A 12289-nucleotide genomic window follows, 5' to 3' on the forward strand; every position below is an offset into this window, starting at 1 on the left:
TTAATCATTCAACTTCAAAACCGCCATAAAAGCTTCCTGCGGAATTTCCACATTACCAACCTGGCGCATGCGTTTCTTACCTTTTTTCTGTTTTTCAAGAAGTTTTCTTTTACGCGAAATATCACCGCCGTAACATTTGGCCGTAACGTCTTTACGCAAAGCCTTGATGGTTTCACGCGCGATGATCTTGGCTCCAATGGCAGCCTGGATTGGAATGTCGAATTGCTGGCGTGGGATCAGTTCACGCAATTTTTCGGTCATTTTCTTCCCGATGTTGTAGGCATTGTCCGCATGGATCAAAGCAGATAGCGCATCTACCGTATTTCCGTTCAAAAGCACGTCAAGCTTAACGAGATTCGATGTCCGCATGCCAATAGGCGAATAATCGAAAGACGCATACCCTTTTGAAACGGTTTTCAAACGGTCGTAAAAATCGAATACGATTTCAGCAAGCGGCATATCGAAATTGAGTTCGACACGCTCCGTGGTAAGATAGGTTTGGTTCGTGATCTGTCCGCGTTTCTCGATACAGAGCGACATCACGTTGCCCACAAAATCAGACTTGGTGATGATCGTGGCCTTGATGTAGGGTTCTTCCACACGATCGAGCTTGGAAGGTTCGGGCAAATCAGACGGGTTGTTGACGATAAGGCCAACTTCAGGCTCTTTTTTGGTGTAAGCGAGATACGACACGTTCGGAACCGTCGTGATCACGGTCATATTGAATTCGCGCTCCAGGCGTTCCTGTATGATTTCCATGTGAAGCATGCCAAGGAAGCCGCATCGGAAACCAAAGCCAAGCGCCGCCGAACTTTCTGCCTGGAAAACCAGAGACGCGTCGTTCAATTGGAGTTTCTCCATTGAGGCACGCAGTTCTTCGTAATCTTCGGTATCGACCGGATAGATTCCGGCAAATACCATCGGCTTCACATCTTCGAAACCGGTGATCATATTGGTCGTAGGCGTTTTGGCATCGGTGATCGTATCGCCCACTTTTACCTCTCTTGCTTCTTTAATACCCGAAATCAAATACCCAACGTCTCCGGCACCGACCGATGGTTTTGGCACCTGGTTGAGTTTCAACGTCCCGATTTCATCCGCAAAATATTCGTTACCCGTAGCCATGAACTTGATCTTCTGGCCCTTTTTGATTTCGCCGTTCTTGACACGGAAAATAACTTCGATGCCGCGGAACGGATTGTAGACCGAATCGAATATCAACGCCTGTAAAGGTTCCTCGATGTCTCCTTTTGGAGCCGGAATACGTTCGATGATCGCTTCCAATATTTTATCGACGCCAAAACCGGTTTTCCCCGATGCGTGTATGATGTCTTCCAGCTTACATCCCAAAAGATCCACAATGTCGTCGCTTACTTCTTCGGGATTCGCGCTCGGCAGATCGACTTTGTTCAACACGGGGATTATTTCAAGGTCGTTTTCGAGAGCCAGATACAAATTGGAAATCGTCTGTGCCTGTATGCTTTGGGCCGCGTCCACAATCAGCAACGCACCTTCACAGGCCGCAATCGAGCGCGAAACTTCGTACGAAAAGTCAACGTGTCCCGGCGTATCGATGAGGTTCAGGATGTATTTTTCCCCTTTATAAGTATAATCCATCTGGATCGCGTGGCTCTTGATCGTGATGCCACGTTCGCGTTCCAGATCCATATTGTCGAGCAATTGCGCCTTTTCTTCGCGTGCGGTAACGGTTTGTGTAGCACCCAAAAGTCTGTCGGCCAACGTACTTTTTCCGTGGTCGATGTGGGCAATGATGCAAAAATTGCGAATGTTCTTCATCTTCAGTGTATCAATATGGCGCAACATGGGCAAAGCCCTGTCGGAATTAATCGGCAAATATAGCGTTAATGTGCTTCAAAGCAAAAGTGTATGACGTTTTAAATAGTTGTCCAAGCGACTGAAATTTTCATCCGAAGCACCTAAAATTTATGAATTCCGTCAGTCGTTACGTTCCAATTAAATAATATATTTAGCCAAAATTTAAAAAAACCTAATCAATGAAAAAAGCAGTATTTGCAGCAGTACTTTTTGTGAGCGCTTTGGCTTCGGCACAGGACATAGACGTGAAAAAAGGTGATTTCGGTTTCCTCGCCGGGCAAAAGGAAATCAATGTCGAGTTTACCTACGACAAACTTAAACTCATGGAAGACAATCTTTCCGATGAAAAATATGTTGCCGACCGCGTTGCCGACCTGAACTCAAAGGAAAAGGGTAAAGGTGATATCTGGAAAAAGAAATGGTATTCAAGCCGTGAAGATGCCTTTGAGCCTAAATTCATTTCATTGGTCAACACCATGTTGGAGAAAAAGGGACAATCTGTTAATTTTGGAAAAGGACTGGGTTCCGCAAAATATACGCTTATCGTAGAAGCCGTATGGATTTATCCGGGATACAACGTTGGGATCATGAAAAAAGGCGCTAAAGTAAGTACGAACCTCAAGTTTGTCGAGACGGCCAATAAAGGCAATGTGCTTTTGGAAATTTCTATGGAAAAAGCTCCTGGTGATATTTTCGGCGGGTCGTTCAGCAACGAAGACCGTATTGCCGAAGGGTATGCAAAGACAGGTAAATCTTTGGGACAATATCTTTTGAAGAAAGCCTATAAATAATCAGCATCAAATTCTGACAGAAAGCCCGGTAATTCCGGGTTTTTTTGTGTCCGTACATTTAGATTTGTAAATGCAGCACAATGTTGCTACATTTCGTCAATGACAATTACTATGAAGCACTTTTTTATTTTACTGTTGATTCCGGTTGCCATGTCGGCACAGCGTTATGACATCATCTCGGGTAAATTCGAAAATCTCAAATCCATTGCGGCTTATAATGTAACGTTCGACTATAAAGGCATGGAAATCAACGGATATGCATCTGAAGAAGCCTTTATAAAAGAGAAAGTCGAAAAAAGAGAAAAGAATCCGGAAAAAGCCGAACGTTTCGCAAAACAATGGTATGCCGACCGCGAAGAAAAATACGAGCCGCGCTTCATGGAATACTTCAACAAACGGTTTGACAAAGGCGAGGTGTCGGTTGCCAAAAACCCATCGGCCACATACACCATGAAAATCAAAACCGTCTGGATTTATCCCGGTTACGGAATCGGGCCGGGAGGCGAGCCACCAAAGATTACGGCAATCGTTTCGGTTTTTGAGACGGCGAATCCTGCCAATGTCTTGCTTGAAGTGAAGTTTGAAAAAGCGATTGGGCTCGACAACAAAAACCTCAATGATCCGGGAGAACGCATTTCCGGGGCCTATGAGAAGTTGGCGAAGAATTTAGTGCAACAGATTAAAAGGATATTATAAATAAAAAAAAGCCCGAAATCACTTTCGGGCTTTTCGTTAAGCATTCTTCTCTGCCGCGGCCTTTTCCTGGTTCAGCATATAAGCCATATTCTTGATTACATTGTCATGTTTCTTCACGAACGGATTGGTTTCGTCCCAAACATATCCGGCCAGAACCGCACAGATTTTCTTTTTGACATCCGGGTTTTCCGGCTGATGGAAGAATAACGTCTGCAGGTTTCCGGTGTACCATTCTTTTACATAGGTGGTGAAAACGCCAATCCCGCGGCGCATGTAGCCGGTGAATTCTGTTTCCCAATCAACGCTTTCGCCCTGTTGTTCGCGCAGGTACAATTTGGCCGCTTTCATTCCGGATTCGGTTGCGAAACAAACGCCCGATGAAAATACCGGATCAAGGAATTCGGAGCTGTTTCCGGTCAATGCGAAGCCATCTCCATACATCCTTTTTACCGAACGCGAGTAGTTTTCAAGTTTTACAGGCTCGAACAAAAAGTCAACGCCGCCGAATCGTTTTACGTAATAGTCAGACAATTTGATCGCGTTGTTCAAGGCTTCGCGGTTGTCTTTGTTTTCAGAAAGTGAATTGATGAAAGTTGTAGGCCCGACCACGCCAAGCGACGTATTGCCGTTAGAGAATGGAATCACCCAAAGCCAGACTTCCGTTTCCAGAATATCGAACGAAATCAATGTGCCTTCTTCACCTTCTTCGCGGTTTATATCTTTCACATGGGTGAAAATCGAGGAGTGCGGATCCAGATGCGACGGCGTGTCCAAATCGAGCAGACGCGGCAATACACGGCCGTATCCGCTTGAATCGATGATGAATTTTGCCGATATCTCTTTTAAGTTACCCTCTTTATCCTTGACGATGGTCTTTGAGTTCTTTCCTTCAAAAGAAACTTCAAGCACTTCCGATTCAAATTCAAGGTCTATTCCTTTCTTGATGCACTCCTGGGCCATGGTATTGTCAAAATCGGCGCGAGGTACCTGCCACGTCCAATCCCAGCCTTCTCCATATTTGTCGCTGAAATCGAACACGCATATTTCTTCACCGCGAATGAATCGGGCTCCAAGTTTCTTCTCGAAATTCATGGCATCGAGAGCCGGAAACAGCCCCGCCTCGTCAAAATGATCCATTACTCTTGGAATAAGGCTTTCACCGACAACAAGCCGAGGGAATTTTGTTTTTTCCACCATCTTCACCTTCACGCCATTATTGTGTAAATGACATGCGGAAACACAACCCGAAGGGCCAGCTCCGATCACTAAAACATCGACAACCTCTTTTAACATAGATGTAGGTTTATTTGTTTCTTAAAACAATCTTAAAAGTATTACATTTGTGGCCTCAAAAATAGAGACAATTACACCGAATAAAAAAATAAAAATCAGCCTAATAAACGGGCAGATTAAAATTTTTAATCTTAGATGAACACGATACAGGAATATTTAAGCCTTAGTGAGTTTGACAAAATCCTTTTTGATAAAGAAGAGGTCGGAATAAGCCCCGAGGTTTTAAATAGAGTGAAAGAGAGTTTTGAATTCCTGAAGGAGTTCTCAGAAAATAAAGTGATTTACGGCGTCAACACCGGTTTCGGGCCAATGGCTCAATATCGGATAGAAGATGCCGACAGAATCCAATTGCAGTACAACCTGATCCGGAGCCATTCTTCAGGAACCGGAAAACCGCTTGATCCCGTAATGGTGCGTGCGGCTATGCTGGCCCGGTTGAATACGCTTTCGCTTGGTAATTCGGGCGTCCATCCGTCTGTGATCCAGTTGATGAAGGAATTGCTCAACCGCGACATCACACCGTTGATCTTTGAACACGGCGGAGTCGGGGCGAGCGGTGATTTGGTCCAGCTGGCACATTTGGCGCTTGTACTTATAGGTGAGGGCGAAGTGTTCGTCAAAGGCGAACGGAAAAATACGGCCGAAGTTTTTGCCGCAGAAGGTCTGGAACCGATAAGCGTCGAAATTCGCGAAGGCCTTGCGTTGATGAACGGAACGTCCGTCATGACCGGAGTAGGTGTCGTCAATGTCCATTATGCCAAAAAAGTACTTGAATGGAGTTTGAAAGCTTCTTGCGCGATCAATGAAATCGTGCAGGCGTACGACGATCATTTGTCCGAAGAACTCAACGGTACAAAATTGCACCAAGGCCAACGTGAAGTCGCCAAACGCATGCGTGAGAATCTTGACGGAAGCAAACTCGTACGTAAAAGAGCCGACCATTTATATTCGGGCGATAATACCGAAACCGTCTTTAAAGAAAAAGTCCAGGAATATTACTCGCTGCGTTGTGTGCCGCAAATCCTTGGTCCTGTATTGGAAACTATCGATTCGGTAGCGGCGATTCTTGAAAAGGAAATCAATTCGGCCAACGACAACCCAATCATCGACGTCGCCAACAAACATGTGTATCACGGCGGGAATTTCCACGGCGATTATATTTCGCTTGAAATGGACAAACTCAAAATAGTCATCGCCAAAACATCCATGCTGGCTGAACGTCAGCTCAATTACCTCATGAATGCCAAGATCAACGAAATCCTGCCTCCGTTCGTGAACATGGGCAAACTCGGATTCAACTTTGGCATGCAGGGCACCCAATTTACTGCAGTTTCAACTACGGCAGAAAACCAGATGTTGTCGAACCCGATGTACATCCACAGCATCCCGAACAACAACGACAACCAGGACATCGTGAGTATGGGAACCAATTCCGCGGTGATTGCGGCTAAGGTTATCGAGAATGCGTTCGAAGTGCTGGCTATTGAGTGGATGTCCATTATCCAGGCCATCGATATCCTCAAACAGAAGGATGCCATTTCGCCATCAACGCGTAAAATATACGATGACCTGCGAGTTATTTTGCCTGAATTTTCGGCAGATCAGGTCATGTATCCGTTCGTTCAGAAAGTCAAGAATCATTTAATAAATAATTAGTATTTTCGTTACGCTTTCAAAGCCATTAATCCCTAATAGGTTAGATATGAAAAGAATACTTATACTATTACTTCTTACTGTAAATGTTGTTTTTGCACAGGAACTTGCCCTGGTGCGCAAGGATGGGCGTTTTGGATACATCGGGAAAAACGGTGCATTCGTCATCCAGCCTAAATTCAAGAATTCAAAAAATTTTTCCGAAGGTTTGGCTGCAGCCGAAGATCAGGGAAAATGGGGCTTTATCGACAAAACCGGAAACTGGGCAATCCCGGCTACTTTTGACAATGTGAAATATTTCGGGAGCGGATTGTGTGTCGTGGCCAAAGATAAAAAGTGGTTCTACATCAATAAAAAAGGAGAAACGGTCCAAGGTCCGGTGACAGATAAGGTATTCGATTTCAATGACGACATCGCTTTTGTCAAGGTTGGCGATAAAGTCGGTTTCATGGGTCCGACGATGAAAATGATCGTCGAACCTAAATACCAAACCATAAAAGAATTCCAAAACGGATTTGCCCGTGTGAAGAACAACGACCGTTGGGGAATCATAGATAAAACCGGCAAAGTAGTCGTAGAGATCATGTACGACGACATTGGCGATTACAGCAAAGGTGTCGCCTGGGCTAAAAACGGGGAAACACTCGGATTGGTCCACAACGGAAAATTCACGGCAGTCGATGGTGTCCAGAAAATCTGGGATTTCGACGGAAACGATCTTACCTACGCCAAAAAAGGCGATCGCATCGGATTCATCGATGCATCGGGCAAATGGGTCATCGAGCCTAAATTCGATAAGGCGCGGGCTTTTTCAAAAGGGCTTGCCCCGGTTGCCATCGGAAAAAAATGGGGTTATATCAATACCAAAGGAGAAGTCGTTATTGAGCCAGCTTATGAAAATGCGGAAGTTTTCAGTGCAGACGGCCTGGCTCCGGTCAAAGATAAAGACTGGGGTTTTGTGAATACTTCGGGCAAGCTTGTCGTACCAACGCAATACGGCGTTCCGAACGGCGGCGGTCTTGGCGGCCTTGTAAGCGCTGTGAAAGAAGATGAGACCGGATTCGTAAACGGACTTGCACGCGTCAAGAACAATAAGCAATGGGGCTTCATCAAACCTGACGGCAGTGTATTAGGCAACGCCTGGTATGAGAATGCCGAACAATTCCACAATTAAATCACTTACATGAAATGTGCTCTGGTTACAGGTGGCTCGAGAGGAATCGGTCGTGCCATCTGCCTCAAATTAGCTTCGGAAACTTCGTATCATATCCTGATTAATTGCCAGTCTAATACTGCAGCTGCCGAAGAAGTAGCCGCAGAAATAAAAGGCATGGGCAAGACTGCCGAAATTTTACAGTTCAACGTTTCAGATGCAGCAGATACTTCGGCTGCACTTACGCAATGGCAGGAATCAAATCCCGAAGCCGTTGTGGAAGTCATCGTCAATAACGCCGGAATCGCGCGAGATGGACTGTTTATGTGGATGTCATCAGATGATTGGAACAATGTAATCAACACAAGCCTTAACGGATTTTACAATGTCACGAGTTTCTTCATGCAGAAAATGCTGCGGAATAAATACGGGCGCATCGTGAACATGGTATCGGTTTCCGGTGTAAAAGGAACGGCGGGCCAGGTCAATTATTCGGCGGCAAAGGGCGGAGTCGTAGCAGCCACAAAAGCATTGGCACAGGAAGTCGCCAAGAGAAATATCACCGTGAATGCGGTAGCCCCGGGTTTTATCAGGACAGATATGACCGGAGAACTCAATGAAGCGGAACTTATCAAAATGATTCCGGCCAACCGTTTTGGCGAAGCCGAAGAAATAGCAGACCTTGTCAGTTTCCTGGTTTCCAGAAAAGCAGGTTACATCACCGGCGAAGTCATTAACATCAATGGTGGAATCTATTCATAAAAAATTACAGCAGAAAGGAAGAATGGACAGAAGAGTCGTAATTACCGGAATGGGCATCTATTCCTGCATCGGAACATCGCTAGAAGAGGTAAGGGAATCACTATACAAAGGGAAATCAGGAATCCGGATAGACGAGGAACGAAAGGAATTCGGTTTCCGGTCGGCACTTACCGGAATGGTTCCAAAGCCAGATTTGAAAGAAGCTTTGAGCCGACGCCAGCGTGTGAGTGTAGGTGAAGAAACCGAATACGCTTACGCAGCGACTGTCCAGGCCCTTGAAAATGCCAAAATCGACGCCCCGTTCTTACACGACAGGGAAGTTGGTATTTTGTACGGAAACGACAGTGTTTCCAAAGCCATCATCGAAGCGGTTGACATTGTCCGCGACAAAAAAGACACCGCCCTTATTGGTTCCGGTGCCATCTTTAAGTCGATGAATTCTACTGTAACCATGAACCTGTCGACCATTTTCCATCTTAAAGGGGTCAATATGACCATCAGTGCGGCCTGTGCATCGGGTTCGCATTCGATCGGGATGGGATACTACCTGATCAAAAGTGGCATGCAGGATGTCATCATCTGCGGCGGTTCACAGGAAATCAACAAATACGCCATGTCGAGTTTTGACGGACTCGGGGTTTTTTCACCCAACGAAGAAAATCCGGCTCAGGCTTCACGTCCGTTCGATTCCTCACGCGACGGATTGGTTCCGAGTGGCGGCGGCGCAACGCTTATCCTTGAAAGTTACGAATCGGCCATCGCACGTGGAGCAGATATCATTGCCGAAGTCATCGGTTACGGATTCTCATCCAACGGCGGCCATATTTCCACTCCAAACGTAGACGGACCGGCAGCGGCCATGAAAAAAGCATTGGCTGAAGCGGGTGTTTCGGCAGCTGAAATCGACTACATAAACGCCCATGCCACTTCGACTCCGGTTGGTGATGCAAACGAGGCAAAGGCAATCGTTGAGGTATTTGGTGAAAACGGCCCTTTGGTGAGTTCGACCAAATCCATGACGGGTCACGAATGCTGGATGGCGGGTGCGAGTGAAGTGATCTATTCGATATTGATGATGCAGCATTCATTCGTTGCGCCAAACATCAACCTTGAAAACCCAGATGAAGACTCGGCCAAATTAAATCTGGCGCGTACAACTCAGGATAAGGAAATTAATTTATTTTTGTCGAATTCTTTCGGGTTCGGAGGAACAAATTCGGCACTCGTCGTTAAAAAATTTTTGAAATGATAATGGATAAACAGGAGATTATTGACAAGATTAAAGACTTCCTTTCTGAGGAATTCGAAACAAATGAAGCGGATATCCAACCTGATGCAATATTAAAAGATACACTTGGTCTTGACAGTCTCGACTATGTTGATCTTGTGGTTTCCATAGAATCGCACTTTGGGGTAAAACTTGTTGAAGCCGACTTTGTAGGCATTTCGACATTCCAGACGTTCTACGATCTGATCGAGAATAAAATAAAAGCAAAGCAAGCCTGATGACGCAATGGGAAGGCAAATCTAAAGGCACGGTTCTCGGCTATAGGATTTTTGTTTTCTTGATGCGCAGCGGAGGCGTTCGCCCGGCTTACTTTATCCTGAATTTTGTCGCGTTATATTACTTTCTGTTCCTGCCGAAGGTAAATAAATCCATGTCCTATTATTTCAGGCAGCGGCTTGGTTATTCTAAGTGGAAGACCAAAATGGCTTTATTTAAAAGCTATTACACATTCGGGCAGACCATAATTGATAAAGTGGCCATTACCTCTGGCGTTTCAAATAAGTTCAGCTACGAATTCGACGGTGTGGAATTGCTGCTTGAACTTCTAAAAGAGAAAAAAGGAGCCGTTTTGATCAGTGCCCACATAGGGAATTTTGAAATCGCCGAACACTTCTTTGGCGAACTCGACCTGCATTTCCAGATCAACCTGGTCACGACAGATATGGAGCATTCGGCCATTCGCGACTATCTCGCCTCGGTGACCAAGAAATCGGCGATCAATTTTATCATCATCAAAGACGATTTATCCCACATTTTCGAAATCAATGCCGCTTTGGCCAGAAACGAACTCGTTTGTTTTACCGGCGACCGATATTTCCCTGGCAACAAAGTTTTGACCGAAGAATTCCTTGGCGAACAGGCGAATTTTCCTGCCGGGCCATTCCTTATCGCTTCCAGATTACGTGTTCCGGTGGTTTTTGTTTACGTTATGAAAGAACCGAAGCTGCATTATCATTTGTACGCACGACTGGCAGAAGTCAGGCATCGCGATGAGAAAGCACTGCTTCGCGCCTATACCGAAAGTGTAGGTTTAATGCTAAAAAAATACCCGTATCAATGGTTCAACTACTTTGATTTCTGGGATAAACGACAATAAAAAATAAACCGCTGACTTTTCGTGTGCGCACGACTTTGGCACAATCGGCTTACGCATGGAAAAATTTGACAGTATCATTATCGGATCCGGCGTTGGCGGTTTAGCTGCCGGTATTTGCCTGGCGCGTGCCGGAAAAAAAGTCCTGATCCTGGAGCAGCATTACGTTCCAGGCGGTTGGAGCCATAGCTTTACGTTGGGCGGGCAACGGTTCAGTCCGGGCGTGCATTATGTTGGCCAGGTCGACAAAGGCGAATCGACCGATATTTTGTACCGCGGTTTGGGCATTGCCAACGATATTGTCTTTTTCAGGATGAATCCGGAAGGTTACGAGCATTGCATCATTGGGAACGAACGGTTCGACATTCCTCAGGGAGTTGAAAATCTGAAGGATAAATTATCTGACAGGTTTCCATCCGAAGCCAAAAAAATACGCGACTATCTCGGCCTGATCCAAAAAGTCCATACCGAACTGATGAAAATCCCCAAACTCAAAGGCTGGTGGCAAAAAATCACGGTTCCGTTCCGGACGAAGCATTTTGGCAAAACGGCTTTGTTCAGCGTCAAACGCGTTTTGGGCTGGTATGTCAAAGATCCGTTGGCGGCGGCAATCCTCAATATTCAATGCGGCGACCACGGACTTGCTCCCAACCGCGCCTGCTTTCCGGTCCATGCATCGGTACTTGCGCATTATTTCGAGGGTGGATTTTACCCGATGGGAGGCGGAGGCGGAATCGTAAAAGCCATGACGAATGCCTTCAAACGCCATGGCGGAATTATTAAAATCAGTCAATCTGTTGCTAAAATCGTCATTGAAAATAAAAAAGCAGTTGGTGTAAAGTTGGCCGACGGGACTGAGATCTCTGCCGATATAATCGTCTCTAATGCCGATCCGTCCATCACGTATCTGAATTTGATCGGGAAAGAAAACCTGAGTAAAAAGCTGCTCGAAAAACTCGAAAAGACAACCTATTCGGTAACATCCTTAATCCTTTTCCTCACCGTCGATATGGATGTCACCAAATATGGAATCGATTCGGGCAACATCTGGCTTATGCGAAATCCGGACATAGATGCGAGTTTCGATGAACTTATGGCTGCCGATGTTGAAGAAGGCACAGATTTTCCGGCTGTCTTCGTCAGTTGCACCACAATGAAAGATCCGGCGAGCTTCAACGGACGCTACCATAATTTTGAGGTCGTGACCTACATCAACTACGACAATTTAAAGGATTTCGGAACCGCCGAAGATTATCATTCACCCGAATATCTTGAATTCAAGCAAAAAGCCACCGATAAAATGCTCAACACGCTTGAAAAAGTAATTCCGGATGTTCGTCAGCATATCGTCCAGGCCGAACTCGGTACGCCAAAGACCAACGAATTCTATATCAATTCCACCAAAGGCAATGTCTACGGAACAGAAAAGACACTCAAAAACGTGGGGCCTTTCGCGTACAAAGTAGGTTCTGAGATTGAAAACCTGTATTTGTGTGGTGCCAGCACTTTGTCTCACGGGGTTGCAGGAGCTACCTATTCGGGTGTAAATGCAGCATCTGCCATCCTCAAATGCCATCCGGACGATTTGATGATTGAAGATGAAAACCAGCAATTGCGTATCTACGACGCCGACAATCCGCAAACATGGCCCGATTGGATCCATGTAAAACGTTCCGATAAAATACGCACCTTCAAGGAAATAAAGCCGGCATAACATAAGTTGG

11 protein-coding genes are annotated in these 12289 nt (G+C 45.7%); 9 read left to right on the forward strand and 2 right to left on the reverse strand.

Annotation, left to right across the window (positions count from 1 at the left end; translation table 11 throughout):
• Entirely contained in the window at positions 1 to 1797 is a 1797-nt protein-coding gene (gene lepA, locus G6047_RS06505; RefSeq protein ID WP_169526679.1) for a translation elongation factor 4, read from the reverse strand.
• 218 nt (positions 1798 to 2015) lie between these two features.
• Between lepA and G6047_RS06510 the strand changes: the two genes are divergently transcribed.
• Positions 2016 to 2627: a hypothetical protein gene (locus G6047_RS06510; protein WP_169526680.1), complete on the forward strand. Its 612-nt coding sequence runs from the start codon at positions 2016 to 2018 to the stop codon at positions 2625 to 2627.
• A gap of 111 nt (positions 2628 to 2738) precedes the next feature.
• On the forward strand, positions 2739 to 3323 hold the full coding sequence (locus G6047_RS06515; RefSeq protein WP_169526681.1) for a hypothetical protein: 585 nt from the start codon (positions 2739 to 2741) through the stop codon (positions 3321 to 3323).
• A 36-nt stretch (positions 3324 to 3359) separates the two neighbouring features.
• Here G6047_RS06515 and G6047_RS06520 read toward each other — a convergent pair whose 3' ends face one another.
• The gene (locus G6047_RS06520) at positions 3360 to 4616 is read right to left on the reverse strand and encodes an NAD(P)/FAD-dependent oxidoreductase (RefSeq protein WP_169526682.1); all 1257 of its coding nucleotides are present in this window, start codon (positions 4614 to 4616) and stop codon (positions 3360 to 3362) included.
• Between the two features lie 135 nt (positions 4617 to 4751).
• Here G6047_RS06520 and G6047_RS06525 point away from each other — a divergent pair, with 135 nt between their 5' ends.
• The 7 genes from G6047_RS06525 to G6047_RS06555 are packed head-to-tail and all read left to right on the forward strand — an operon-like array spanning position 4752 to position 12279.
• The gene (locus tag G6047_RS06525; RefSeq protein WP_169526683.1) at positions 4752 to 6272 is read left to right on the forward strand and encodes an HAL/PAL/TAL family ammonia-lyase; all 1521 of its coding nucleotides are present in this window, start codon (positions 4752 to 4754) and stop codon (positions 6270 to 6272) included.
• A gap of 46 nt (positions 6273 to 6318) precedes the next feature.
• Complete coding sequence (locus G6047_RS06530) at positions 6319 to 7443, forward strand: WG repeat-containing protein (protein WP_169526684.1); 1125 nt, start codon at positions 6319 to 6321, stop codon at positions 7441 to 7443.
• A gap of 9 nt (positions 7444 to 7452) precedes the next feature.
• Entirely contained in the window at positions 7453 to 8184 is a 732-nt protein-coding gene (gene fabG, locus G6047_RS06535) for a 3-oxoacyl-ACP reductase FabG (RefSeq protein WP_169526685.1), read from the forward strand.
• Positions 8185 to 8206: 22 nt separating this feature from the next.
• On the forward strand, positions 8207 to 9433 hold the full coding sequence (locus G6047_RS06540) for a beta-ketoacyl-[acyl-carrier-protein] synthase family protein (protein ID WP_169526686.1): 1227 nt from the start codon (positions 8207 to 8209) through the stop codon (positions 9431 to 9433).
• A gap of 2 nt (positions 9434 to 9435) precedes the next feature.
• Complete coding sequence (locus G6047_RS06545; protein ID WP_169526781.1) at positions 9436 to 9690, forward strand: acyl carrier protein; 255 nt, start codon at positions 9436 to 9438, stop codon at positions 9688 to 9690.
• Positions 9690 to 10568: an LpxL/LpxP family acyltransferase gene (locus G6047_RS06550; protein WP_169526687.1), complete on the forward strand. Its 879-nt coding sequence runs from the start codon at positions 9690 to 9692 to the stop codon at positions 10566 to 10568. Before G6047_RS06545 ends, G6047_RS06550 begins: the two co-directional genes overlap by 1 nt.
• 55 nt (positions 10569 to 10623) lie before the next feature.
• Positions 10624 to 12279: a phytoene desaturase family protein gene (locus G6047_RS06555; RefSeq protein ID WP_169526688.1), complete on the forward strand. Its 1656-nt coding sequence runs from the start codon at positions 10624 to 10626 to the stop codon at positions 12277 to 12279.
• The last annotated feature ends 10 nt before the right edge of the window (positions 12280 to 12289 follow it).

Source organism: Flavobacterium silvaticum, from assembly GCF_012911565.1.
Classification (GTDB): domain Bacteria; phylum Bacteroidota; class Bacteroidia; order Flavobacteriales; family Flavobacteriaceae; genus Flavobacterium; species Flavobacterium silvaticum.

Coding starts and splice junctions, on each gene's coding strand:
- fabG (WP_169526685.1), top strand. CDS start 7,453: ATGAAATGTGCTCTGGTTACAGGTGGCTCGAGAGGAATCGGTCGTGCC.
- G6047_RS06555 (WP_169526688.1), top strand. CDS start 10,624: ATGGAAAAATTTGACAGTATCATTATCGGATCCGGCGTTGGCGGTTTA.
- G6047_RS06550 (WP_169526687.1), top strand. CDS start 9,690: ATGACGCAATGGGAAGGCAAATCTAAAGGCACGGTTCTCGGCTATAGG.
- G6047_RS06525 (WP_169526683.1), top strand. CDS start 4,752: ATGAACACGATACAGGAATATTTAAGCCTTAGTGAGTTTGACAAAATC.
- G6047_RS06540 (WP_169526686.1), top strand. CDS start 8,207: ATGGACAGAAGAGTCGTAATTACCGGAATGGGCATCTATTCCTGCATC.
- lepA (WP_169526679.1), bottom strand. CDS start 1,797: ATGAAGAACATTCGCAATTTTTGCATCATTGCCCACATCGACCACGGA.
- G6047_RS06510 (WP_169526680.1), top strand. CDS start 2,016: ATGAAAAAAGCAGTATTTGCAGCAGTACTTTTTGTGAGCGCTTTGGCT.
- G6047_RS06515 (WP_169526681.1), top strand. CDS start 2,739: ATGAAGCACTTTTTTATTTTACTGTTGATTCCGGTTGCCATGTCGGCA.
- G6047_RS06545 (WP_169526781.1), top strand. CDS start 9,436: ATGGATAAACAGGAGATTATTGACAAGATTAAAGACTTCCTTTCTGAG.
- G6047_RS06530 (WP_169526684.1), top strand. CDS start 6,319: ATGAAAAGAATACTTATACTATTACTTCTTACTGTAAATGTTGTTTTT.
- G6047_RS06520 (WP_169526682.1), bottom strand. CDS start 4,616: ATGTTAAAAGAGGTTGTCGATGTTTTAGTGATCGGAGCTGGCCCTTCG.